Origin of the sequence: Paraburkholderia azotifigens (genome assembly GCF_007995085.1) — a bacterium.
Taxonomy (GTDB): domain Bacteria; phylum Pseudomonadota; class Gammaproteobacteria; order Burkholderiales; family Burkholderiaceae; genus Paraburkholderia; species Paraburkholderia azotifigens.
In genome coordinates, this window is the sequence record NZ_VOQS01000005.1 from 1,898,682 (window position 1) to 1,923,690 (window position 25,009).

The window sequence follows — 25,009 nt, forward strand, 5'->3', positions numbered from 1 at the left end:
CATATGAATAGCTCGAATGCTTTCTTGTCCTGACGTATTGCGTCGACAAGAATGAGCGCTCAACCACGTCACCCAGCTCATTCCCATGTCGAAAGCACCCAGCCTGCAACTCGATTCCGCCACGCTCGCCGACGAATACGATCGCCTCGGCATTCGCCAGTTCAATCACGGTCTGCAACTGCTCGACGCGCTCGGCCTGCAAGAAGGCGAACGCGTGCTCGATATCGGCTGCGGGACGGGCCGCTTGACGGAATCCGCCGCGCAGCGCGTCGGCGCGCAAGGCGAAGTGCTTGGCATCGATCCGTTGCCGTTACGCGTCGAACGCGCGCTGCAACGCGCGCAAGAGCGCTTCGCGGCGCGTGTCGGCCGGGCAGAAGCACTCGCGGATATCGGCGGTTCGCACTACGACGTCGTGTACCTGAACAGCGTGATCCACTGGATACCCGACCAGCCCAAAGCCTTGCGCGAAGCATGGCGCGTGCTCAAACCGGGCGGCCGTCTCGGCTTCACGACGATGCCCGCCGACGCGCCACACGATCTGCATGGCGTGCTGCACAAGCTGATCGCCGCCGACCCGCAATCGCGACGCGCGGAAATCGGCGCACCGAACAAGCTCACGCGCGAGAGCGCGGCAAGTTTGCTGTCGTCGTTGGGCTTCGAGGTGACGCTCAACGAAATCCGCGAGTTCGACGATGCCTTCGATAACGTCGACGACGTGCTGACGTTCAGCCGCGCGAGTTCGTTCGGCAATTTCCTGTCGTCACTGGCCGAGCCGCAAATCACGCAATTACGCGAGCGCCTCGCCGCTGCGCTCGAAGCGCATCGCGGTCCGCGTGGTCTGCATCTCGCGCGCCGCATGATCTTCGTGACCGCACGCAAGCCGCTTGCGCACTGAGATCGCACTGAGATTCCGCGCGGCGCTTCCGCTCTCGCCTTCCACCACTTCTGACCTCACTCCGCACCCGATCAATGAACAACCGAATCCGACGAACCTTCACGCTCGTGAAGTCCGTTCTGCTTGCGACCGCGCTCGCTTTTACCGTGCCGCAAGCGCATGCCGACAAACCCGCCGTGATCCGCATCGGCGTCGCCCAACAAGGCGCCGGCGATCCGCCTACGTTCGGCGGTTCGCCCGCTGCGACCGTGCAGCAGTTGCAGCTGGTCGAAAAGGAATTCGCCGCCGACGGCATCAAGGTCGAATGGCTCTTCTTCAAGGGCGCGGGCCCCGCCGTCAACGAAGCGATCGCCGACAAATCACTCGACTTCGCGTTTCAGGGCGATTTGCCTTCCGTGCTCGGCCGCGCCAACGGGCTCAAGACGCGCATCCTGCTCGAATCGGGCGTGCGCGTCGGCGTGAAAATCGCCGTGCCGCCGGACTCGCCCGTGCAGTCGGTGAAAGATCTCAAGGGCAAGCGCGTGTCGATCTTTCGCGGCACCAATCTGCAACTCGTCGCGGACAACGTGCTCGCCGCCAATCAACTCGACGAACGCGACCTGCGCGTGATCAATCTCGACTCGGCGAGTTCGCTGGCCGCGTTGTCGTCGAAGGGCATCGATGCGTCCGTCAACGACTATCACCTCTACAAGCTGCGCGATCAGGGTCTCGCGAAGATCATCTACGAATCGCAGACGGACGGGCCGCAATTCACGCGCCAGTCGCATCTGCTCGTGCTCGACGACTTCGACCGCGCGCATCCCGACATCGTGCAGCGCGTGGTGAATGTGTTCGTCAAAGGCGCGCAGTGGTCGTCCGACGAAGCGAATCGCGACGCGCTCTTCAAGCTGTGGGCCAAGAGCGGCGTGACCTATGCGTCGTGGCAGGCCGAGTTCGCCAATCAGCCGTTGAAGTCGCGTAACTCGCCGCTCGTCGATCCGTTCATCGTCGCGCGCTATAAGGCCGTGGCGAACGACGCGCTCAAGCTCAAGCTGATTCGCCAGCCCGTCGAGGTGGACGGCTGGTTCGAGACACGCTATCTCGACAATGCGCTGCGCGCGCAGACGCTCGAACACTACTGGACGCGTTACGACGCGCAAGGCAAACCACTCAGCTGACGGAGTCCGCCATGAGCAAGGCGATAGACCAGTGGCAGCCGCTTTCGAAGCGCGCCACGCGGAACACCGCAAGCGAAGTATCGGAGCACACGCAACGGCGCGCGCGGGCCGTCGCGTGGCATCTCGCGCCCTGGCTGCTGCCCGCCGCGCTGTTCACGCTGTGGAGCATCGGCTGCGCGCGCGGCTGGATCGCGCCGCAGATTCTTCCGCCGCCGCAGCAGGTGTTCGACACGCTGCGCGATCTCGCGGCGAGCGGCGACCTCGCGCATCACACGCTGGTCAGCCTGCAACGGGTGCTCGTCGGCTTCGGTGTCGGCACGCTCGCCGGGCTGCTGATCGGCGCGGCACTGGGCCTGTCGCGCACCGTAGAAGCCTACGTGCTGCCCGCGTTCAATGCGCTCGTGCAGATTCCCGTGCTGGGCTGGCTGTCGTTTCTGCTGCTGCTCGTCGGTGTCGGCGAGCCGCTCAAGTACATTCTGATCGCACATGCCGCGCTCGTGCCCGTCACGTTGAGCACGATGCAAGGCGTGCGCAACACGCCAGCGCCGCTCGATGAAGCCGCGCGCGTGTTCGGCTACAGCCGCTGGCAGCGCGTCGCGCATGTCGTGTTCCCGGCCGCCGTGCCGACGCTCGCCACGGGCGTGCGGCTCGCGTTCACGAAGGCGTGGCTGGCGCTCGTCGTGGTCGAGCTGGTCGCCTCGTCGGAGGGGCTGGGTTATCTGATCGTCTACGGACGCCAGCTCTTTCAACTCGATCTGGTGATGGCGTCCGTCGTGATCGTCGGCGCCATCGGCTTTGCGATCAACCGTCTGCTCGACGCGCTCGAAGCGCGGCTGCGGCGCGGTCAACCGTCCGCGTTCCGCGAGTAACTTTTCCGATCGGGGAGCACGTCATGTCTTTCACGCGTTCGTTGTCGCCGTCACGCCTCTTCGCGCCGCGCAAAGCGAGCAGGCCGCCGCCATGCAGTTGCGACGCTTCGGTCTCGCCACCACGCACGTCCGCATTCAAACGACGCCTGGCTTCATTCAACTGGCGCGGCCTCGTGTTGCCACTCGCCGCGTTTGTGTCGTGGTGGATCGTGTCGGCATTGCATGTCATCAAGAGCGGCTTGCTCGTCAGCCCCGTCGATGTCGCGCATACCGCGTGGCAGCAGATTCAAAGCGGCGCGCTGTTGCGCGCGCTGTCCGCGTCGCTGGCGCGCGAAGCCAGCGGGTTCGTGATCGGCACAGCGAGCGGCCTGCTGCTCGGCGCCGCGCTTGGCTTCTCGCGCATCGCCACGCGCCTGATCGGTCCGACCTTCGACACGTTCAAGCAGATCTCGCTGTTCGCGTGGATACCGCTGATCTCCGTCTGGTTCGGCCTCGGCGATATGGCGAAGGTCGTGTTCCTGTCGCTCGCCGCGCTGCTGCCCGTCGCGGCGCATACGTGCGACGGCATTCATGCCGTTCCGCCGCGCTATGTCGAAGTGGCGCGCGCGTTCCGCTATTCACGCTTGCAGATGGCGCGCTTCGTGATCCTCCCCGCCGCGCTGCCTTCGATTTTCACGGGCATCTATCTCGCGTTGATCTACTCGTGGCTCGCGACGCTCGGCGCCGAATATCTGCTGGTCGCGGGCAGCGGGATCGGCAACACGCTGATCGACGGCAGCGAGCAGTTCAGGATGGATCTCGTGCTGTTCGGGATCATCGTCGTGGGCCTGACGGGCTGGGCGCTCAATGCGCTCGCACGCGGCATCGAGCGACGCGTGTTCGCGCGGCATACCCGTTCATCGGGCGAACGCGCCGCTGCATGACACCCACAACATCACAGGTAACGCACATGACGACCACAGTTTTCGAAGGCATCCGCATACGCGGCGTCAGCAAACGCTACGCGCAACAGGGCGAAGCAGACGGCGCGCTGCTCGTGCTCGACGATATTTCACTCGATATCGCACAAGGCGAATTCATCAGCGTGGTCGGCGCGAGCGGCTGCGGCAAGTCGACGCTGCTGCGGCTGATCGCGGGACTCGACAGCGACTATCGCGGCGAAATCAGCGTCGACGGCGATCGCGTACGCGACACGTCGCTCGAACGCGGCATCGTGTTTCAGGATCACCGGCTGTTTCCGTGGCTGACCGCGTCGCAGAACGTTCTGGCCGCGTTGCGTAATGCGCCGCTTTCGCAGCAGCAGAAACGCGAGGCCGTCGCCGAGCATGTCGCGCTCGTCGGGCTCGAAGGTTTCGAGCATGCGTATCCGCATCAGTTGTCGGGCGGGATGGCGCAGCGCGTCGCGATCGCCCGTGGGCTCGTCAACCGGCCACGGGTGCTGTTGCTCGACGAACCGTTTGGCGCACTCGATGCGCTCACACGCGCCCGTCTGCAGAACGAGCTGCAACGCATCTGGCAGCACGAGCGGATCACGATGATTCTCGTCACGCACGACGTCGACGAAGCGATCTACCTCGGCGACCGCGTCGTGACAATGGCGCCGCGTCCAGGCCGTGTGAAGCGTATCGCACAAGTCGACCTGCCGCGTCCGCGCGAGCGAAGCGACGCGCGTTTCGTCCAATTACGCAACGCGATACTCGCCGACTTCAGCGAACAGCCTGCATCCGATGCCGATGAAACGCCGGGAGACGGTCATCGCGTGGCCGTGCATGAACCGCGCATCGGCGAATGGCGCCTTGCGTGGTGAAGCCCGAATGAAGCCCGATTTCTTACGACATCGATCAAGGAAACGATAGTGAGCGAAGCACGACCACACCAACGACAGATCAGCCTCGGTGCGTTCCTGATGGAAACGGGACACCACATCGCCGCCTGGCGTCATCCCGACACGCACGCGGCAGGCGGCCTCGATTTCGCGCACTACGCGGAACTCGCGCAGATCGCGGAGCGCGCGAAGTTCGACGCGATCTTTTTCGCCGATAGCGTCAGCGTGCGCGACACGAACCTGCCTTCGCTGTCGCGCACGGCGCGCGCCGATCACTTCGAGCCGCTCACGCTATTGTGCGCGCTCTCCGTCGTCACACAGCACATCGGCCTCGTTGCCACCGTATCCACGACGTTCAACGAGCCTTACAACGTCGCGCGCAAGTTCGCGTCGCTCGATCATCTGAGCGGCGGCCGCTCGGGCTGGAACCTCGTCACGTCGAGCACGGAAACGGAAGCGCACAACTTCGGCTTCGACCAGCATCCCGACCACGCGCTGCGCTACGAGCGCGCGAAAGAGTTTCATGACGTGGTGACGGGCTTGTGGGACAGCTGGGACGACGACGCCTTCGTCCGCGACAAGGCGAGCGGCGTCTACTTCGACGCAAGCAAGCTGCATGTGCTCGAACATCGCGGCAGGCACTTCAAGGTGCGCGGGCCGTTGAACGTCGCGCGTTCGCCGCAGGGACGGCCCGTCGTGATTCAGGCGGGTGCGTCCGATGCGGGCAAGGAACTCGCCGCGCAAACGGCGGAGGTGATCTTCGTCGCGCATCAGACGCTGGATGAAGCAAAGGCCTTCTATCGCGACGTGAAAGGACGGCTCGCACGCTATCGCCGCCGCCCCGAGCATCTGAAGATCATGCCCGGCATCTTTCCCGTGATCGGCAAGACGCAGCAGGAAGCGCGCGACAAGTTCGACGAATTGCAGAACCTGATTCATCCGACTGTCGGCCTGGCGCTGCTGTCGAACATGTCGGGCGGCATCGATCTGTCGAAGTATCCCGTCGACGGCCCTGTGCCCGAACTGCCCGAAACCAATGGCGGCAAGAGCCGGCAGCGGCTTCTGCTCGATCTCGCACGGCGCGACAATCTGACGATACGCCAGCTGTATCTGCGCATTGCGGGCGCGCGCGGACACCAGCAGGTGATCGGCACGCCGCAGAGCATCGCGGATCAGCTGCAGCAGTGGTTCGAGGAAGAAGGCGCCGATGGCTTCAACATCATGTCGCCGTGGCTGCCTGGCGGACTGAGCGAATTCGCCGAACTCGTCGTGCCGGAGTTGCAGCGCCGCGGCCTGTTCCGCACTGAATATTCGGGCAAGACGCTGCGCGATCATCTGGGGTTGCCGCGACCCGTCAATCAGTTTTGGGCGCAACAGCAAGTCGCGCAGACGGCCTGATTCGACTTGTCCAGTTGCGACGAAGGGCGACCTCTGTCGCCCTTCTTTGCGATGAAAGCAAGCGCTTCTAAAGCCGTCCCGGACGCGGATCGGAAACGAACCCGTCGCGATTCGGCATGCGGACGGCTGCCAGCGAGTGCGCATCGAGACGCGCATCGTCGGGCACGATGCCGTTCTGATTCAGGATCCACGCGCTGACGGCATACACCTCGTCGGCACTGAGCGATTGCGGCGCGTTGTACGGCATCGCGCGGCGGATATAGTCGAAGAGTGTCGTTGCATACGGCCAGTAGCTGCCCACCGTGCGCTTCGGACTCGCGCTCGCGAGCGTGCCGCGTCCGCCTGCCAGCTGATCGCCGATCTGCCCTTCCCCTTTCGCGCCATGACACGCCGCGCATTTGGCGGCGAAGACCCTGCCGCCCATCGCGACATCGCCGCTGCCTGCGGGCAGCCCGCGGCCATCGGGCGCAACGTCGATATTCCATGCGGCGAGGTCGGTTTCGCTGACGGGTGTGCCGATCGCATCGGCGGACTTGCGCAGCGATTCATCGAGTGCCCGTGGCTTCGACGCCGTCAACGAGGCCGAGCAGGCTGCAAGCAATGCCGCCGACAGCAACGCGCACACGGCGCGTCGGATCGGCCGCGATGCACGGAAAACGGGCTTATGCATTTTTCACGCTTCCATCGGCGCCGACGCGCCATTGGTGAATGCCGTTGTAGTGGTAGTTCGAGTTGAGGCCGCGCGCCTGCACGAGAGCCTCGCGCGTCGGCTGCACGTAGCCGGTCGAATCCGTCGCGCGCGACAAAATCACAGTCGGCTCGCCGTTCCAGACCCAACCCGATTGAAAGCGCGTCAACGCGCGATCGCGCGGTAGTTCGTCGAGCGTCGCGTCCTGCCACGTCTTGCCGCCATCCGTCGACACTTCGACCCGGCGGATCGCGCCGCGCCCCGACCAGGCGAGACCGACGACGGGATAGAACCCATGCACCGTCAGCCGATGCCCCGCCGAAGGCCGCGTGATCACCGACTTCGCATCCATCTCGAACACGAACTGGCGCGCGCGGCCGTCAGGCAACAGTCCCGTGTATTTCGAGGTTTCCTCGCGCGTCTCCAGCGGCGCGTCGACGAGCTTCAAACGGCGCAGCCACTTCACGTTCGTATTGCCTTCGAAGCCGGGCACGATCAAGCGCAACGGATAACCGTTTTCCGGCCGCAAGCGCTCGCCATTCTGCGCGTAGACGACGAGCGCGCGGTCGAGAATGCGGTCGAGCGGCAAACTGCGCGTCATCGCCGACGCATCGGCGCCTTCGGCAAGCAGCCATGTCGGCGCGCGCCCATCCGTCGATCCCGCGAGTCCGCCCGTCGCTTCGAGCAAGGTCGAAAGACGTACGCCCGTCCATTCGCAACACGACAGCAGTCCGTGCGTGATCTGCACGGGCAGACCGCTCGGCCCTTTCCACTCGCTCGCGGTGTTGCCCGAGCATTCGAGAAAGTGAATGCGCGACTCGGACGGCAAACGCAGCAGATCGTCCATTGTGAACAGCTTCGGTTCGCGCACGCCTCCATGCACGGCGAGCCGGTGCTGATCGGGATCGATGTCGGGCACGCCCGCATGATGGCGCTCGTAGACGAGCCCGTTCGGCGTGATCGTGCCGTGCAGGTCCGCCAGCGGCGTGAGCGACGAAGCTGCGCCCGGCATCGGCCACGCGCGCGCCGCCCGCCTGACGACGTTTGCCTCGCGCGCTGAAGGCTGTCCGTAGGGATGATCGAGAATCGGCGCACCGGGCGTCTGCGTCCACGGATCGACGCCCAGCGGGCGCAACAGCGTTGCTGCCTTCACGTTCGGCGCGACGAGCGCGGAGAGCGCCAGCCCGCCGAGCATTCTGCGGCGCGGCGAAGCAGGAGCAGTCTTTGAATCAGGAATCGGCGGATTGGACATGAGAGAACCGGTTGATTCGCGCGCGAGCGCCGGACGTATCGCGATGCCGCCCGCCATCGAGCAGCCGCGTCGCGAGAAACTGCAGTGCGGAGCACAGCAGCAGATAAACCAGACCGATGAACAGGAATATCTGCACGGGATACACCATCAGCCGGTTGTTGACCTGGTTGGCGAGAAACGTGAACTCGGGCACGCCGACGTATCGCTTGATCAGCGACACCCACTGGTTCACGAACGACGGCGTCATGATCCGCACGGCCTGCGGCAGCAGCACGTAGCGCAGCGCCTGCCAGCGGGTCAGCCCGAGCGAAGCGGCCGCCTGTCCTTGCCCCGCGCCGACGGCAGCGATGCCCGCCTGCACCGAATGCGACAGATACGCGCCGCCGATCAGCGCCAGTGCGCAGACGACAGTCGCGAGTCCCGGCACGTCGATATGCAGCAGCATCGGCATCAGGAAGAACGTCCTGGCCAGCGACGAACTCGAACGGCGGCCATGCGACCGTAAACGCGCCGGGCGACAGCGCATGCGGCGTGTTGAGCCATTCCATCCAGCTTTGCGGAAGCAGCGTCGCTACACCGAAGTACCAGAACAGAAGTTGCACGAGCAGCGGCGAATTGCGGAACGCCAGCACGTAGAGCGATGCAGCGCGAGACACCGCGCCGCCGCGTGGATTGCGCGCCAGCGCGAGCAAAAAGCCCAGCAGCGTCGCCGTGACCGCCAGCAAAGCGGATTTTCATGCTCTGGACCTTCTGATGGTTATGCGTGTAGCGAGTTGCCGCGACTTTAGCAACGCGCTTGCGCGCGACGAACCAATAATTCGTCACGAGCAAAGCGGTACACGTCATATGCGCCGTCTGTGCAGCGCTTTACTTCCCGGAAGATTCCGCCGTCGTTACCTTGCCGTCCCAGCCGCCGCCCAGCGCTTTCACCAGCATGACGGCGTTTTGCACAGCCGTGCTGCTGTAATCGAGCGCGATCTTGCGGTCCTGCACCTGGGTCAGTTGCGTATCTAGCATGTCGATGCGGCTCGATGTGCCCGCCGCGAAATTGCGCTGCTGGCTCGCGGTGAGTTCGCCGCTGCGTTGCGCCACATCGTTCGACGCCGCCGCCTGGCGCGACGTAATCTGCACCGCGCTCAAATAGTCTTCGACGTCCTGAAACGCGCCCAGCACCGTTTGGCGGTACGCGGCCACTTCCTGATCGTAGTTGGCCTCCGCGGCGCGCACGGAGGCGCTCGTCGCGCCCGCGTCGAACACGGTCTGCGCGACGTCGAGTCCGAGCGACCAGAAGCGCGTCGGCAGCGACACGAGATGCGCGAGCGACGTGCCGCTCCAGCCGCCCTCGGCCGAAAGCGTGATGGTCGGGAAATAGCCAGCCTTGGCGACGCCGATCTTCGCGTTGTACTGCGCGACCGTGCGCTCGGCCTGCACGACGTCGGGGCGCCGTTGCAGCAGGGTGGACGGCAACGCCGCGGGCAGTGCCGGCAGGTCAAAGCGATAGTCGGCCTGAACGGGCAGCGAAAACGCAGCGGGCGCTTCGCCGACCAGCACGGCGAGCGCATGCTCGTATTGGCGCCGCGTGAGTTGCGCGGTCGCAATGCTTTCGTCGATGGTTTGCAGCGTGTTGTGTGCGGTGCGCACATCGTCATACGACGACACGCCCTGCTTGTACTTCGCTTCCGTCAGCGCGAGCAGTTCCGCGTCGATGCGGCGCTCTTCCGCGAGCAGCGCGAGATCGGCGTCGGCGGCCCGCACGGTGAAGTAATCGACGGCAAGCGTGGCAATCACGCTCAGGCGTTCGCCCGCCAGCTGCGCGTCGGAGGCCTGCGCGCCCGCTTCGCTCGCTTCGACGGAGCGCCGCACGCTGCCCCACAGGTCGGGCTCCCAGCTCGCTTCGAGTTGCGCCGACACGCTCTTCGACGCATAGCTGCTCACGCTGCCGCTCGACGACACCTGCGTCGTGCTGCCGCTGCCCGAGCGCGTGCCCGAACCGGCAAACGACACCGTCGGAAACAGGCTCGCGCGCGCCGACGCAACCTGCGCGCGCGCCGCGCGATACGCGGCTTCGTATTGCGCGAGCGTCTGGTTCGCTTTCAGCGCGCGGTCGCACAGTGCGTTCAGCGTGTCGTCGCCGAACATTGTCCACCAGCGGCTGTCGAGCGATGCAGCAGGATCGGGTTGCGCCTGTTGCCACAAGCCGCTCGCGTCGGGACTGTTCATTTCCTTGAACGTTGCGGGCACGGCGACGTCGGGGCGCTTGTAGTCAGGGCCGACCGCGCAGCCCGCGCACAGCGCTGCAATCGCCGCAGCCACGATCGTTCGATGCAGACGCCGCATCGTGCGCGCTGGTGTGTCCATCATGTCGAGGTTCCGTTACGTGAGGCGCGCCGCAGTTTGAATGTGAAGCGGTCGAGCCAGAGATAGATCACGGGTGTCGTGAAGAGCGTCAGCGCCTGGCTGACCATCAATCCGCCGAGAATCGAGACGCCGAGCGGATGCCGGAACTCATGCCCGTAACCCGAGCTGACGCTCAGCGGCACCGCGCCGAGCAGGGCGGCGAGCGTCGTCATCATGATCGGCCGGAAACGCGTGAGACACGCCTGATAGATCGATTCCTCCGCGCTCGCCGCGTGTTCGCGTTCGTAGGTGACGGCGAAATCGACCATCATGATCGCGTTCTTCTTCACGATGCCGATCAGCAGCACGATGCCGATCAACGCGATGATCGACAGCTCGTAGCCGCAGACATACAGCGCGATCAGCGCGCCGAGACCGGCTGAAGGCAACGTCGAGAGGATCGTCAGCGGATGCACGAGGTTCTCGTACAGAATGCCGAGCGCGATATAGACGGCCACCAGCGCGCCGATGATGAGCAACAGTTCGCTGCCGCCCGATTGCTGCATCTGCGCGCCTTGTCCTGCGAACGAAGGCAACACCGTATTCGGCAGATTCAGTGAAGCAACAGCGGCTTTGATCGCCGCGTTCGCGTCGCTCATCGACACGCCTTCGCGCAGGTTGTACGACAGCGTCACAGCGGGAAACTGGTTGTCGTGCGCGATCGTGACGGGCGCATGCGACAGCGTGCGCGTAGCGAGTGCGGAAAGCGGGACAAGCGTGGTGCTCGGCGTGCTCGCAGTGCTCGTCACAGTGCTTGTGCTCGTGCTCGTACTGCTCGAAGACGACGCACTGCTGCCGGAACTGCCTGCATTCGTTGCAGGCACGTACAGCGTGTCCAGCGTCTTCGGATCCTGCCAGTATTGCGGCGCGACTTCCATCACCACGTGATACTGATTCGCCTGTCCGTAGATCGTCGCGATCTGCCGCTGGCTGAACGCGTCGTTCAAGGTATCGTCGATCGATTCGAACGGCACGCCCATGCGCGCCGCCGCATCGCGATTCACCTGCAGCATCATCGACAGACTCGCGCTTTGCACGTCGGCATTCACGTCGCGCAGTTGCGGCAACGCGCGCAGCTTCGCTTCGATACGCGGCAGCCATGCGTCCAGTTCGCTCTGATTTTCCGCCGTCACGGTGTACTGGAACTGCGCCGCGCTCTGCCGTGCTCCGAACATCAGATCCTGCGCGGATTGCAGCAACAGGCGCACGCCGGGCAGATCGGCGGTGCGACGGCTCAAGTCCGCGATCACCTGATCGGCGCTCTGCGTGCGCCCGGACAACGGTTTGAGCGTGACGAACATCATGCTGTTGCTGACGGCATTGCGTCCGCCGACATAGCCCGACACCGATTGCACGTTCGGGTTTTGCAGCATGCGTCGATTGATCTCGTCGAACTTCTGCTTCATCGCCTGAAACGAAATGCTCTGCGACGCCTGGATCATGCCCATCAGCCGGCCCGTATCCTCGATCGGAAAGAAGCCCTTCGGCATCACGGCGACCATGCCGACGTTCGCAAACAGCAGCAGCACGGTGACGGCGAGCATCGTCTTCGGATGGCGCAGCGCCCAGCGCAGGCTCTTGCCATACGCGCGTTCGACGCGCTGCCCGAATGCCGCCTCGCCATGCTTCGACGGCGCATGACGCAGCAACAAACGGCCGAGCGTGGGCGCGAGCGTCAAAGAGATCACCATCGAAATCATGATCGCGATCGCGAGCGACACGGAGAATTCGCGGAACAGCCTTCCGACGATGCCGCTCATCATGATCAGCGGCAGAAATACGACAACGAGCGACACGCTGATCGTCAGCACCGTAAAGCCGACTTCGCGCGTGCCGTCGAGCGCGGCAGCAAGCGGCGTCTTGCCCTGATCCAGATGCCGCATGATGTTTTCGACGACGACGATCGCATCGTCGACCACGAAGCCCGTTGAAATCGTCAACGCCATCAGCGACAGGTTGTTCAGGCTGTAGCCGAGGAAGTACATCGCCGTGAACGTGCCCGCCAGCGCGAGCGGCACGGTGATCGCGGGAATCAGCGTGCTGCGCCAGTCGCGAAAGAATGCATACGATACGGCCGTCACCAGCAGCACCGCCGCGAGCAGCGAGATTTCCACGTCGAGCACCGAAGAGCGAATGGTCTGCGTGCCGTCTAGCACGACGCCGAGCTTCACCGTCGAAGGCAGGCTCGCCGAGAGTTGCGGCAACGCGGCGCGGATCGCATCGACGGTCTTGATGACGTTCGCGTTCGGCTGCTTCGACACGATCAGCAGCACGGCAGGCTTGCCGTTCGCGAGGCCGTAGTTGCGCAGATCCTCCGTCGACTTCACCACTTGCGCCACATCGGACACATGCACCACCGTGCCGTCATGCGTGCGGATCACGAGCGGCTTGTAGTCGTCGGGGTTCGGCAACTGATCGTTCGCCGCGACCACGTAGTGCTCGCCGTTCACGCTGACGGCGCCCTTAGGCAGATCGACGCTCGCATTCGCCAGCGCCGTGCGCACGGTATCGAGCGCGATGCCGTAGTGGCTCAGCTGATCGGGATTCAGTTCGACGCGCACGGCCGGCAGCGCGCCGCCGCCGACCGTTACATCGCCGACTCCCGGCACTTGCAGCAGCTTCTGTTGCAGCACCGACGACGCATAGTCGTACATCTGCCCGACGCCGACGGTATCCGACGTAAGACCTACGATCATCACGGGCGCCGCAGCGGGATTCATCTTGCGATAGGTCGGCGTTTGCGTGAGCGTGGTCGGCAGATTGCTGCGCGCCGCGTTGATCGCGGCCTGCACGTCGCGCGCGGCGCCGTCGATATCGCGATTCAGATCGAACTGCAACACGATCTGCGACGAGCCCGACGAGCTTTGCGACGTCATCTGCGACAGACCCGCAATCGAGCCGAACGCGCGTTCGAGCGGCGCCGTCACGGTCTTCGCCACCGTGTCGGGGTTCGCGCCCGACAGCGTCGCGCTGACCATCACGACGGGAAAATCCACCGACGGCAGCGCGGCGACAGGCAGCAGCCGGAATGCGACGATGCCGAACAGCGCGAGGCCGATCGCGAGCAGCATCGTGCCGATCGGGCGGCGGATGAACGGAGCGGACAGGTTCATCGTGCGTCCTTAGCTCGCGTTTGCATCGTCGGACGGTGCGATCGCGGCGCGCGGCGCGAAGCGATGCAGCGCGAGGAAGATCACGGGCGTCGAGAACAGCGTGAGCAACTGGCTCACCACCAGCCCGCCGACGATCGCGATGCCAAGCGGCTGCCGCAATTCGTGGCCCATGCCCGTGCCGAGCGCGAGCGGCAATGCGCCGAACAGCGATGCACAGGTCGTCATCAGAATCGGGCGGAAGCGCAGTTCGCACGCGCGGCGCATCGCGTCGCGCGCGGCGAGACCGAGCGTGCGCTCCTGTTCGAGCGCGAAGTCGACCATCATGATCGCGTTCTTCATCACGATGCCGACCAGCAGCACGATACCGATCAAGCCGATGATGTCGAGTTCGCCGCCGCACAGCAGCAACGCTGCGAGCGCGCCGCAAGCTGCGGATGGCAGTGTCGAGAGAATGGTCAGAGGATGCACGAGGCTCTCGTACAGCATGCCGAGCAGGATGTACACGGCCACCAGCGCGCCGGCCAGCAGCAACGCTTCGTTGCCGAGCGACGCGCTGTAAAGCTGCGCCGCGCCTTCGAGATTCATCTGCACGCTCGCGGGGGCGTTCAACTTTGCTTCGATGGCTTCGATGCGGTCGATGGCCGTGCCGAGCGTCACGCCTTGCGCGAGATTGAACGACACGTCGGCGTACGGAAACTGCGCCTGGCGCTGGATCGTCAAAGGCCCGGAGCCGACCGATGCGCTCGCGATACTCGACAGCGGCGCAAGCGTAGACGACGTCGTCGTAGTCGAGGCGGAAGACGACGACGAAGAAGACGAACTGCTCGACGTCCCCACATACATGCCATCGAGCAACGCGAGCGGCGATTCGCCGACCAGCCGCACATCGGCGCCCAACGTCACGTGATACTGATTCACGTGCGTATAGATGGTCGAAATCTGCCGGTCGCCAAAAGCGTCGTAAAGCGCGTTGTCGATGTCCTGCGCCGACAGGCCGAGACGCGATGCCGTCGCACGGTCGAAGTCGAACTTCAGCACGTTGCCTTGCTGCTGCGCCTGGCTTTGCACGTCGGTGAAGAGGGGATCGGCGCGCAACGCAGCAAGCAAACGTTGCGTCCATTCGGCGAGTTCGGTGCGATCGGTCGCCTGCACACCGACGCGGTAACTGTTCGCGTTGATCTGGTCGTCGAGCGTCAGATCCTGCACGGGATGCAAGTAAAGCTTGAGGTCCGCGCGCTGCGCCGCATCGCGCGTGAGCCGGTCGATCACCTCGCGGCTCGACGCGGCGCCGCTGTCTTTCAGGCTGATCAACATGCGCCCCTGATTGATGGTCGGATTGTTCTGGTCGATACCGACGAACGACGACACGCTCGCCACCGCGCTGTCGCCGGCGACGCGGCCAGCCAGCGTGCGCGTCGACACCGCCATCCGTTCGAACGACGCACGCGGCGAGCCGAGCGAAATTCCTTCGATCAAGCCAGTGTCCTGCTCGGGAAACAAGCCCTTCGGCAGCAGCACGAACAGCACGGCCGTCAGCAGCGTCGCAATTGCCACGAGCGCGAGCACGGTCAACCGATGCGCAAGCGCCCAGTCGAGTGCGCGCAGATAGCCGCGATTCAGCCGCGCGAGCCAGTCGTTCGCGCTGGCGTCGCTGTCGCTTGCGGCGTGATCGGCGCGCAGCATGCGGGCGGCCATCATCGGCGTGAGCGTCAGCGACACCCACGCGGAAATCACGATCGCAATCGCCAGCGTCAGCGCGAATTCGCGGAACAGTCTTCCGATCACGTCCGGCATGAAGAACAGCGGAATCAGCACGGCGACGAGCGCGACCGAAATCGACAGAATCGTGAAGCCGATCTGCCGTGCGCCCTTCAAGGCGGCATCGAGCGGCGTCTCGCCGTTTTCGATGTGACGCATCACGTTTTCGAGCATCACGATCGCATCGTCGACCACGAAGCCGGTCGCGACCGTCAGCGCCATCAGCGTGAGGTTGTTGACGGAAAAGCCCAACAGGTAGATGCCCGCGACCGTGCCGACGAGTGCGAACGGCACTGTCACGGCGGGAATCAGCGTGAATTCGAGCCGCCGCAGAAACACGAACACGACCATCACGACGAGCGCAATCGTCGCGGCCAGCTCCATCTTCACGTCGTGCACCGACGCGCGGATCGTCTGCGTGCGGTCGCTGAGCACGCTGATTTTCACGGTCGCGGGCAGCGACGCGCGCAGTTGCGGCAACAGCGCTTCGATCCCGTCCACGACCTCGATCACGTTTGCGCCCGGCTGACGCTGCACGTTGATAATGATCGCGGGCGTCGCGCCGCTCCATGCAGCCTGACGCGGGTTCTCCGCCGTCTCCGAGAGCTTCGCGACATCCGACAGCCGCACGGGCGCGCCGTTGCGATACGAGAGCACGAGGTCCGCGTAATCGGCGGCGGACGTGAGCTGATCGTTCGCGTCGATCGTGAAGGCCTGCAGCGGCCCATCGATCGTGCCTTTCGCGCTGTTCACGTTGGCGTCGCCGACAGCCGTGCGCACGTCTTCGAGCGACAGGCCCATCGCGTTCAACGCACGCGTGTCGGTCTGCACGCGCACGGCGGGCCGCATGCCGCCCGACAGCGTGACGAGCCCGACGCCCGACACCTGCGAGAGCTTCTGCGCAATGCGCGTGTCCGTCAGGTCTTCGACACGCGTCAGCGGAAGCGCGTCCGACGTCACGGCGAGCGTGAGCACGGCCGTATCGGCGGGATTGACCTTGCTGTAGACAGGCGGATACGGGAGATTCGACGGCAGCGTGCTGTTTGCGCTGTTGATCGCGGCCTGCACTTCCTGCTCGGCTTCGTCGAGATTCGTCGAAGTCTGAAACTGCAACGTCACGAGCGACACGCCGAGCGAACTCGTCGAGTTCATCCGCTTGAGGCCCGCCATCTGCCCGAACTGCTTTTCGAGCGGCGCGGTAACGGACGTGCCGATCACATCGGGCGAAGCGCCTGGATACTGCGTGTAGACCTGGATCGTCGGATAGTCGATTTCGGGCAGCGCGGACACGGGCATCAGCCGGTACGCAATCAGACCGATCAGCAGCAAGGCGAGCGTCATCAGGCCCGTCGCAACGGGACGGCGGATGAACGGGCGGGAAATATCCATCGGGTTCTATTCGAAATGCGTGCGTCAGTTGCGAACGATCTTCACGCCGCTGCCGTCGTCGAGCTTGTCTGCGCCGTCGAGCACGATCGCATCGCCCGCTTTCAGGTCGCCCTGCTCGATCACGGTGGCGTCGTTGTACGAGACGCCCGCCGTCACGCGGCGCAGCGCGACCTTGCCTGCGCCTTTGGTGACGTCGGTGTTGGCCAGCGTCAGCACGAAGTCGCCGGAAGCGCCGTGCTGGATCGCCACTGTGGGCACCGTCAACGCGTCATGCAACGTCCCGACCGTCATCCGCACATTGACGAAGCGGTTCGGAAACAGCCTGCCGTTAGCGTTCGGCGCGCTCGCCTTGAGCTTGACCGTGCCCGTCGTCGTGTCGGCCTGGTTGTCGATCGCGGCGAGCGTCGCGTGATCGAGCACCGTGCGCTTGTCGCGCGCGAAAATGTCGACGGGCAACGCGCCCTTGTCGCGGAATGCGTCGACGACATCGCCCATCCTGTCTTCGGGCAACGCATAGACAACCGTGGTCGGCGAGTCGCTGGTGATGGTCGCGATGCCCGTCGTGTCGCTCGTCGTCACGTAGTTGCCGGCGTCGGTGGAAAGCAGGCCGATCGCGCCGTCCATCGGCGCGGCGATGTCGCAATAACTCACCTGCACACGCAGATTCGCCACACTGCCCTGATCCGCCTTCACCGTGCCCTGATACTGGCGCAAGGTCGCGCGCTGCGTATCGAGCGTCTGACGCGAAATCGAACCGCCGTCGATCAGCGTTTCATAGCGCTTCAGATCGGCTCGCGCGTTCGCGAGCAATGCTTCGTCGTGTTCGAGCGTGCCTTGCGCTTCGAGCAGCTGCGCACGCAGCGCGCGCGAATCGATCCGCGCGATCGGCTGCCCTGCTTTGACGCGCTGGCCTTCCTTCACGAGCACGGCTTCGAGCGTGCCGCTGACCTGCGTTTTCACGGTGACGGTCGCGCGCGGCGTCACGGTGCCGAGTGCGTCGAGTTGCAGCGGCACGTCGGCGCGCTTGACCGTGCCGATCGTAACGGGCGTTTCCTGCACAGGAGGATGCGCCGGCTTGTGGAACGCGGCGAACGCCTGCCACACGAGGACGCCGACAGCGGCAACGCCAGCAACAAGCAGAAGACGACGGGATGGACGATTGAATTTCACGCGATGTTTTATCGGCGCTCGGGCGCTGAACGGGAAGCGGAAGGAAATAAAAGGACGACGCCGCGAGGGCGTCGCCGGAAACGGCACTGCGCCCGTCGGAGAGATGGGCGAGTGCCGCGCAGGTGAGGGGAATGTAGCAACGCGAAAGCGCGCCCAGGTTTAGCGCGCTTAGTAGATGTTTCGGCGCGTTACGGCTGGGAAGCGACGTGTGTGCTTTGTTCGGTCTGCTGCGCGTAGGGCGCATCGGCGGCACGCGGGGTATCGCCCGAATGCTCGATCCAGCCGCCGCCCAGGTACTGATACAGATCGACAAGATTCGTGAGGCGATTCAGCGATGCCGTAATCAGCGACTGTTGCGCGGAATACAGATCGGTCTGCGCCGTCAGCACGTTCAGATAGCTGTCGACGCCATTGCGATAGCGCAGATCCGACAGGTCATAGCGACGCTGCTGCGACTCGACGTTCTCCTGCAACGCCTTGATCTGCCCGTCATACGTACCGCGCGCGGCAAGGCCGTCGGCGACTTCGCGGAACGCCGTCTGGATCGCCTTTTCGTACTGCGCGACAGCGACGTTCTTTTCGAGCTTCGCGAGATCGAGATTCGCGCGATTCTCGCCGCCCTTGAAGATCGGCACGGAAATGGTCGGCCCGAAACTCCACGCGAGCTGACCCGGCTTGAAGAGCGTGCCGAGGCTCGCGCTCGCGGTACCGAAGTCGCCCGTCAGCGAGATGCTCGGGAAGAACGCCGCGCGCGCCGCCCCAATGTTCGCGTTCGCGCCGATCAGCGTTGCTTCCGCTTCCATGATGTCGGGACGGCGCGTCAGCAGATCGGACGGCAGACCCGCCGGAATATCCGCGAGCAGTTGCTGGCTCGCGAGCGGCAAGCCTTGCGGCAGATCGGCGGGCAACGGCGCGCCCACCAGCAGCACGAGCGCGTTCTCGGCCTGCGCGCGCGAGCGCTGCTGGCTTTCGTAGTTCGCCTGCGCCTGCTGCATCGTGCCCGCCGCTTCGCGCAGATCGAGTTCGGAGCCGGTGCCCGTGTCGTACTGGAGCTTCGTCAGCTCATACGAGCGACGTGCGGTGTCGTAGGTGTTCTTCGTGCTCTGAAGCATTTCGTCGTAAGCGACGAGCGTCAGGTACTGATCCGCGACCTGCGACACCAGCAGGATTTCTTCGGCCTTGCGTGCCTGCGCCGTCGAGAAATACGTCTGGAGTGCCTGTTGCGTGAGACTGCGCACCTTGCCGAAGAAGTCGAGTTCCCACGATGCGCTCGCCGCGACCTGATAGTCGCTGCCGACCGTCGCGCGGCCGGAATACGACAGGTCCTTCGGAGTGCGAGTCCGCGTGCCCGTACCGTCGACGGACAGCGACGGCATCAGGTCGGCGCGCTGGATGCGGTATTGCGCGCGCGCTTCGTCGACCTTCAACGCCGACACGCGCAGATCGCGGTTGTTCTGCAACGCGAGTTCGATCAGGCGCTGCAGGCGCGGATCGACGAAGAATTCGCGCCAGCCGATATCGGTAGCGGCCTGATCGCTGGCGGTCCGCGTGGCCGCGCCTTTCGCGGGCTGGTTATCGTAGACGCCGCCCTTCGGATACGTCGCCGCGACGGGCGCGGCCGGGCGTTCATAAGTCGGCGCGAGCGTGCATCCGCTCGCGAAAAGCGCGGCGGCGAGCGCCGTCAATATCGTTCTGTTCATTTGCATATCCTTACTGAGCCGTTTCCTCTTCGACGTCCGGCTCCGTGCTGCTGGGTGCCGCGTCGTCGCGCGAGAACTTCGAGCGGATCACGACGTAGAACATCGGGATCATGAAAACGGCGAGGAACGTGGCCGTCAGCATCCCGCCGATCACACCCGTGCCGATCGCGTGCTGGCTCGACGAACCGGCGCCGTTGCTGATCGCGAGCGGCAGCACGCCGAGCACAAACGCAAGCGACGTCATCAGGATCGGGCGCAGCCGCAGACGCGCTGCTTCGAGTGCGGCCTGCACAGCCGTCATGCCTTCGGTGATCTGAAGCTCGCGCGCAAACTCGACGATCAGAATGGCGTTCTTCGCGGACAGGCCCACCGTGGTCAGCAGGCCGACCTGGAAGAACACGTCGTTTTCGAGCCCGCGCATCGTCACGGCGAGCAACGCGCCGATCACGCCGAGCGGCACAACGAGAATCACCGCAAACGGAATCGACCAGCTTTCATACAGCGCGGCGAGACACAGGAACACGACGAGAATCGAAATGCCGTACAGAATCGGCGCCTGCGAACCGGACTGGCGCTCCTGGAACGACAGCCCTGTCCATTCGTAGCCGATGCCTTGCGGCAGCTTCGCGGCGAGCGCTTCCATGGCACTCATTGCCTGGCCCGTGCTCTTGCCTTGCGCCGCCTGCCCCTGGATTTCGACCGACGAGATGCCGTTGTAGCGTTCGAGCTTCGGCGAACCATAGATCCAGTGTCCCGACGCCACCGAGGTCAACGGCATCATCGTTCCCGAACTGCCGCGCACGTACCACTTGCTCATGTCCTCGGGGTTCATGCGGAACTGCGAATCGCCTTGCAGATAGACCTTCTTGATCCGGCCATCGGTGTCGAGGAAGTTGTTCACATACGCCGATGCCCACGCAATCGAGAACGTCTGGTCGATGTCCGACACGGTGACGCCGAGCGCCTGAGCCTTCTCGCGATCGATATCGACCTTGAACTGCGGTGTATCCGACAAGCCGTTCGGACGCACGAGCGCGAGCGACGGATCTTTCGCGGCCATGCCGAGCAGCTGGTTGCGCGCCGCCATCAGCGCTTCGTGACCGAGCGCTGCGTTGTCCGTCAGTTCGAAGTCGAAGCCCGACGCCGTGCCCAGTTCGGGAATGGACGGCGGATTCACGGCGATCACCGTTGCATCCTTGTACGACGCGTAATGACCGAACACGCGGCCCACCAGCGCCTGCACCTTCTGGTTCGCGTGCTGACGAACCGAGTAATCCTTCATCCGCACGAACGCGATACCCGCGTTCTGTCCGCGGCCCGCAAAGCTGAAGCCGTTCACGGTGAACACGGATTCGACGATGTCTTTTTCGTCGTTGAGCAGGTAGTCGGTGACGTTCTTCAGCGTGCGCGCCGTGGTTTCCTGCGTCGAGCCGGGCGGCGTCTGCACCAGCACGAACATCGTGCCCTGATCTTCATCGGGCAGGAACGACTTCGGCAGACGCATGAATAGGAAGCCCACGGCGACGATCACGACGAGATACAGCACGAGCCAGCGGCCCGAGCGGCGGATCACATGCTGCACGCCGCTGTGATAGCGGTCGCGGCCGTTGTCGAACGTACGGTTGAACCAGCCGAAGAAGCCCGTCTTCGCACCGTGATGACCCTTCGGAACCGGCTTGAGGATGGTCGCGCACAGGGCGGGCGTAAGGACGAGCGCGACCAGCACGGACAACACCATCGCGGCGACGATCGTCAGCGAGAACTGACGATAGATCGCGCCCACCGAACCGCCCGAAAACGCCACGGGCACGAACACGGCAGACAGCACCAGCGCCACGCCGACCAATGCGCCCGTGATCTGCCCCATCGCCTTGCGCGTCGCTTCTCTCGGCGACAGCCCTTCCTCGGACATGACGCGTTCCACGTTTTCGACCACCACGATCGCATCGTCGACCAATAGACCGATGGCGAGCACCAGACCGAACATCGACAGCGTGTTGATGGAGAAACCGGCCGCGCTCATGATCGCGAACGTGCCGAGCAGCACCACGGGGACGGCAATCGTCGGAATCAGCGTGGCGCGCAGGTTCTGCAAAAACAGGTACATCACGAGGAACACGAGCACGATGCCTTCGAGCAGCGTCTTCACCACTTCCTCGATCGACATCTTCACGAACGGCGTCGTGTCGTACGGGTACTTGACGACGAGACCGTGCGGAAAGTTCTTCGACAACTGATCGATCTTCGCGCGCACCAGCTTCGCCGTTTCGAGCGCGTTCGCGCCCGTCGCGAGCTGAATGCCGAAGCCGGCAGTCGGCTGGCCGTTGTACCTGGTGTCGAAGTTGTAGTTTTCGCCGCCGAGATCGATACGCGCCACGTCCTTCACGCGCACCTGCGAGCCGTCCTGGTTCACCTTCAGCAGCACGTTGCCGAACTGCTCGGGCGTTTGCAGCAGCGTGGCTTGCGTGATGGTTGCCTGCAACACCTGGCCGGGCACGGCAGGCGTGCCGCCGAGCGAGCCCGCCGCGACCTGCACGTTCTGGTTCGTCAACGCCGTCTCGACATCGACGGGCGTGAGGCTGTACTGGTTCAGCTTGTTCGCGTCGAGCCAGACGCGCATCGCGAACTGCGAGCCGAACAGCTGCACGGTGCCGACGCCGTTGACGCGGCTCACGGGATCTTCCACGTGCGAGGCGACGTAGTTCGCGAGGTCGTAGCGGTCCATGCTGCCGTCCGTCGAGACGAACGCCATCACGAGCAGGAAGCTGCTGCTCGACTTCGTCACCTTCGTGCCCTGCTGCTGCACCGATTCGGGCAGCAGCGGCGTCGCGAGCTGCAGCTTGTTCTGCACCTGCACCTGCGCGATGTCCGGGTTCGTGCCCGCCGCGAAGGTCAGCGTGATCGTCGCGTTGCCGGAGTCGTCGCTCGACGAAGAGATGTAGAGCAGATGATCGAGACCGCTCATCTGCTGTTCGATCACCTGCGTGACGGTGTTTTCAACCGTTGTCGCCGATGCGCCCGGATAGGTCGCGCTGATCTGCACGGCAGGCGGCGCGATTGTCGGATACTGCGCGACAGGCAGATTGAAGATCGAGGCGATGCCCGCGAGCATCAGGATGATTGCGATGACCCACGCAAAGATGGGCCGGTCGATAAAGAACTTTGCCATTGCGCGCGTCCTCGTTACTGCGCGCTATGCGCGTCGGACGCGGGCGCTGCTGCGGCTTGCGTAGCCGTCGTGTCGGCGCCCGGCAGCTGTGCCGCCACCGTCTTCACGCTCATGCCCGGACGCACCTTGTCGACGCCTTGCACGATCACGCGATCGCCCGTTTGCAGGCCGCTTTCGACGACCCAGTTCGCGCCATACGTGCCCGACGTCACCAGTTGCCGCGTGACGACCTTGCCGTCCGCGCCGACGACCAGCGCCGTCGGATCGCCCTTCTGGTCATGCGTGATGCCCTGTTGCGGCACGACGAACGCCTGTTCGTTGACGCCCTCTTCGATCTTCGCGCGCACATACATGCCCGGCAGCAACACGCGCTGCGCGTTGTCGAACAGCGCGCGCACGGTGACGGAGCCCGTCGTCTGGTCGACGGTCACGTCGGAGAATTCGAGCTTGCCCGTGCCGCCATACGGACGGCCGTCTTCGAGAATCAGGGTGACTTTCGCCGCGTTCGGGCCGCTCGTCTTCAGACGCCCTTCCTGCGCGTCGCGGCGCAGCTTGAGGCCGACGAGGCTCGATTGCGTGAGGTCGACGTAGACGGGATCGAGTTGCTGCACGGTGGCGAGCAGCGTGGCCGCGCTCGACTGCACGTACGCGCCTTCCGTCACCGACGACTTGCCGATGCGCCCCGAAATCGGCGACGTCACATCCGTATAGCCGACATTGATCTGCGCCGTGTCGACGGCGGCCTTACCAGCGGCGACATCGGCGGCGGCCTGGCCTTCGGAGGCCACGGCGTTGTCGTAGTCCTGCTTGCTGATCGCGTTCGCTGCGACCAGCACCTTGTAGCGCTCTGCCTCGGCATGCGCGGACACGAGCGTCGCCTGCGCCTTTGCGAGCGTCGCCTTCGCGCTGTTCAACGACGCGATGTACGGCGCGGGATCGATCTTGTAGAGCGTCTGGCCCGCCTTGACTTCGCTGCCTTCGGTATAGAGGCGCTTTTGCACGATGCCGTCGGCGCGCGCGCGCACTTCGGCGACGAGATGCGCGCTCACGCGGCCCGGCAGTTCGACGGTAACGGGGACGGCAGACGGCTGGACGGTGACGACGCCGACTTCGGGCGTCTGTTGCGGCGGCGCTGCGTGCTGGTCGCCGCATGCGGCGAGCAGCGGCAGCACGGCGGAGATCGCAGCAGTGGCCGCGAGCATTCGAAAGTTACGGTTCTTTAATAGCGCAGGCATCGTACAACCTTGTTTGTATTGAACGGGGCCGGCGCGCAACGAGCGTTGATCCAACACGCACCGACACGATAAGTGCGTGAAGATAGGCGTTGTTCGCCTTTCGCGGGTTACAGCCGCCAGGCTGCCGTAAGACTTGTTAATCCAATGCGCTGCCGCGCCGACTACGATGGCCGCGAGATTCTTGAGAGGCACCCGGCATGGGACGAACCAGGCAACAGGCGCTCGACACGCGGGCGAAGATCATCGAAGCCGCCGAGCGCGTGTTCTTCGTGCGCGGCTTTGCGCGCGCGTCGCTGGAAGACATTGCGTCGGAGGCGGGCGTCACGCGCGGCGCCGTATACGGGCACTTCAGGAACAAGGAGGCCGTGTTCCAGGCGATCTACGAATGCGCGGACATGCCGCTCGATCCGTTCGTCGTGCAAGCGTGCGAACAGGACGCCGACCCGTTGCAGCATCTGCATGCACAGTTGCGGCAGCGTCTGCGCGACGCGCTGCATCTGCGCCGCGCACGGCGTCTGTACAGCATCGCGTTGACGAAATGCGAGGTGACGGCGGAGACGGCGGCGTTTTACGAGCGCGTGTCGATGGCGGCATTGCGCGCAGAGGCGCAGATCGACGCGGCGTTACGCGCCGCATCCGAACGCGGACAATTGCCGCCCGGCGTCGACACGCGCGCCGCCGCCGGCTTCATTCATGCCGCTTTAACGGGGTTTCTGCATAAGCGGCTGTTGATGTCGGCCGAGTCGCGCGGCGATCTGGAGGCAGACCAGACGCTCGCGTCCGCATTGAGATGTGTTGGCGGCGATACGGTCGCCCAGGCTGTTTCTGCTCACGGCGCACAGCAGCGCTAGAGGCTGCAAGATCCGCGCGGCCGACGACGTGCGGTCAAACTCTCCTAAGAATCAGTAAGAATTGAAGAGGCGCAGTGCGCCATTAAAACATCTATCTGAATGTTTTTTGGTATTTTAGATAACGGAATATTCCGAGTTAATCC

At 64.4% G+C, this 25,009-nt stretch carries 16 protein-coding genes and 1 pseudogene; 7 read left to right on the forward strand and 10 right to left on the reverse strand.

Going from position 1 to position 25,009, the window contains the following annotated elements; translation table 11 throughout:
- Window positions 1-85 precede the first annotated feature (85 nt).
- From FRZ40_RS40500 to FRZ40_RS40525, 6 genes are all read left to right on the forward strand, one after another.
- Window positions 86-895 (forward strand): class I SAM-dependent methyltransferase, encoded by an 810-nt coding sequence (locus FRZ40_RS40500; protein WP_147238031.1) that lies wholly within the window; start codon window positions 86-88, stop codon window positions 893-895.
- Window positions 896-969: 74 nt separating this feature from the next.
- Window positions 970-2,052, forward strand: a complete 1,083-nt coding sequence (locus FRZ40_RS40505) for an ABC transporter substrate-binding protein (RefSeq protein WP_147238032.1) — start codon at window positions 970-972, stop codon at window positions 2,050-2,052.
- Between the two features lie 11 nt (window positions 2,053-2,063).
- A complete protein-coding gene (locus FRZ40_RS40510; RefSeq protein ID WP_147238033.1) occupies window positions 2,064-2,921 on the forward strand; it encodes an ABC transporter permease in 858 nt (285 codons plus the stop codon).
- A 23-nt stretch (window positions 2,922-2,944) separates the two neighbouring features.
- Window positions 2,945-3,844 carry an ABC transporter permease gene (locus FRZ40_RS40515; protein ID WP_147238034.1) on the forward strand — a complete coding sequence of 300 codons (900 nt, stop codon included), beginning with the start codon at window positions 2,945-2,947 and terminating at the stop codon, window positions 3,842-3,844.
- 26 nt (window positions 3,845-3,870) lie between these two features.
- The gene (locus tag FRZ40_RS40520) at window positions 3,871-4,728 is read left to right on the forward strand and encodes an ABC transporter ATP-binding protein (protein WP_147238035.1); all 858 of its coding nucleotides are present in this window, start codon (window positions 3,871-3,873) and stop codon (window positions 4,726-4,728) included.
- A 48-nt stretch (window positions 4,729-4,776) separates the two neighbouring features.
- Window positions 4,777-6,144, forward strand: coding sequence for an LLM class flavin-dependent oxidoreductase (locus FRZ40_RS40525; protein ID WP_275671104.1), 1,368 nt, complete (start codon window positions 4,777-4,779; stop codon window positions 6,142-6,144).
- Window positions 6,145-6,211: 67 nt separating this feature from the next.
- On the opposite strand, the gene FRZ40_RS40530 is transcribed toward FRZ40_RS40525, so the two are convergent.
- From FRZ40_RS40530 to FRZ40_RS40575, 10 genes and pseudogenes are all read right to left on the reverse strand, one after another.
- Complete coding sequence (locus FRZ40_RS40530; RefSeq protein ID WP_147238036.1) at window positions 6,212-6,814, reverse strand: c-type cytochrome; 603 nt, start codon at window positions 6,812-6,814, stop codon at window positions 6,212-6,214.
- A complete protein-coding gene (soxC, locus tag FRZ40_RS40535; protein ID WP_028367329.1) occupies window positions 6,807-8,084 on the reverse strand; it encodes a sulfite dehydrogenase in 1,278 nt (425 codons plus the stop codon). Before soxC ends, FRZ40_RS40530 begins: the two co-directional genes overlap by 8 nt.
- Window positions 8,062-8,547, reverse strand: a pseudogene (locus FRZ40_RS40540) (ABC transporter permease subunit); the annotation flags it as partial. The pseudogene FRZ40_RS40540 and the gene soxC, both read right to left, overlap by 23 nt.
- Window positions 8,548-8,951: 404 nt before the next feature.
- The gene (locus tag FRZ40_RS40545; protein WP_147238037.1) at window positions 8,952-10,445 is read right to left on the reverse strand and encodes an efflux transporter outer membrane subunit; all 1,494 of its coding nucleotides are present in this window, start codon (window positions 10,443-10,445) and stop codon (window positions 8,952-8,954) included.
- Window positions 10,442-13,594 (reverse strand): efflux RND transporter permease subunit, encoded by a 3,153-nt coding sequence (locus tag FRZ40_RS40550; RefSeq protein WP_147238038.1) that lies wholly within the window; start codon window positions 13,592-13,594, stop codon window positions 10,442-10,444. Before FRZ40_RS40550 ends, FRZ40_RS40545 begins: the two co-directional genes overlap by 4 nt.
- 9 nt (window positions 13,595-13,603) lie before the next feature.
- Entirely contained in the window at window positions 13,604-16,741 is a 3,138-nt protein-coding gene (locus tag FRZ40_RS40555; protein ID WP_147238039.1) for an efflux RND transporter permease subunit, read from the reverse strand.
- Window positions 16,742-16,765: 24 nt separating this feature from the next.
- On the reverse strand, window positions 16,766-17,911 hold the full coding sequence (locus FRZ40_RS40560) for an efflux RND transporter periplasmic adaptor subunit (RefSeq protein WP_147238040.1): 1,146 nt from the start codon (window positions 17,909-17,911) through the stop codon (window positions 16,766-16,768).
- A gap of 188 nt (window positions 17,912-18,099) precedes the next feature.
- Window positions 18,100-19,611, reverse strand: a complete 1,512-nt coding sequence (locus FRZ40_RS40565; protein ID WP_147238041.1) for an efflux transporter outer membrane subunit — start codon at window positions 19,609-19,611, stop codon at window positions 18,100-18,102.
- A 10-nt stretch (window positions 19,612-19,621) separates the two neighbouring features.
- Entirely contained in the window at window positions 19,622-22,780 is a 3,159-nt protein-coding gene (locus FRZ40_RS40570) for an efflux RND transporter permease subunit (RefSeq protein ID WP_147238042.1), read from the reverse strand.
- 14 nt (window positions 22,781-22,794) lie between these two features.
- The gene (locus FRZ40_RS40575) at window positions 22,795-23,982 is read right to left on the reverse strand and encodes an efflux RND transporter periplasmic adaptor subunit (RefSeq protein WP_147238043.1); all 1,188 of its coding nucleotides are present in this window, start codon (window positions 23,980-23,982) and stop codon (window positions 22,795-22,797) included.
- A gap of 230 nt (window positions 23,983-24,212) precedes the next feature.
- Between FRZ40_RS40575 and FRZ40_RS40580 the strand changes: the two genes are divergently transcribed.
- Window positions 24,213-24,866, forward strand: a complete 654-nt coding sequence (locus FRZ40_RS40580) for a TetR family transcriptional regulator (protein ID WP_147238044.1) — start codon at window positions 24,213-24,215, stop codon at window positions 24,864-24,866.
- Window positions 24,867-25,009: the final 143 nt, after the last annotated feature.

Coding starts and splice junctions, on each gene's coding strand:
- FRZ40_RS40500 (WP_147238031.1), top strand. CDS start 86: ATGTCGAAAGCACCCAGCCTGCAACTCGATTCCGCCACGCTCGCCGAC.
- FRZ40_RS40505 (WP_147238032.1), top strand. CDS start 970: ATGAACAACCGAATCCGACGAACCTTCACGCTCGTGAAGTCCGTTCTG.
- FRZ40_RS40510 (WP_147238033.1), top strand. CDS start 2,064: ATGAGCAAGGCGATAGACCAGTGGCAGCCGCTTTCGAAGCGCGCCACG.
- FRZ40_RS40515 (WP_147238034.1), top strand. CDS start 2,945: ATGTCTTTCACGCGTTCGTTGTCGCCGTCACGCCTCTTCGCGCCGCGC.
- FRZ40_RS40520 (WP_147238035.1), top strand. CDS start 3,871: ATGACGACCACAGTTTTCGAAGGCATCCGCATACGCGGCGTCAGCAAA.
- FRZ40_RS40530 (WP_147238036.1), bottom strand. CDS start 6,814: ATGCATAAGCCCGTTTTCCGTGCATCGCGGCCGATCCGACGCGCCGTG.
- soxC (WP_028367329.1), bottom strand. CDS start 8,084: ATGTCCAATCCGCCGATTCCTGATTCAAAGACTGCTCCTGCTTCGCCG.
- FRZ40_RS40545 (WP_147238037.1), bottom strand. CDS start 10,445: ATGATGGACACACCAGCGCGCACGATGCGGCGTCTGCATCGAACGATC.
- FRZ40_RS40550 (WP_147238038.1), bottom strand. CDS start 13,594: ATGAACCTGTCCGCTCCGTTCATCCGCCGCCCGATCGGCACGATGCTG.
- FRZ40_RS40555 (WP_147238039.1), bottom strand. CDS start 16,741: ATGGATATTTCCCGCCCGTTCATCCGCCGTCCCGTTGCGACGGGCCTG.
- FRZ40_RS40565 (WP_147238041.1), bottom strand. CDS start 19,611: ATGAACAGAACGATATTGACGGCGCTCGCCGCCGCGCTTTTCGCGAGC.
- FRZ40_RS40570 (WP_147238042.1), bottom strand. CDS start 22,780: ATGGCAAAGTTCTTTATCGACCGGCCCATCTTTGCGTGGGTCATCGCA.
- FRZ40_RS40575 (WP_147238043.1), bottom strand. CDS start 23,982: ATGCTCGCGGCCACTGCTGCGATCTCCGCCGTGCTGCCGCTGCTCGCC.
- FRZ40_RS40580 (WP_147238044.1), top strand. CDS start 24,213: ATGGGACGAACCAGGCAACAGGCGCTCGACACGCGGGCGAAGATCATC.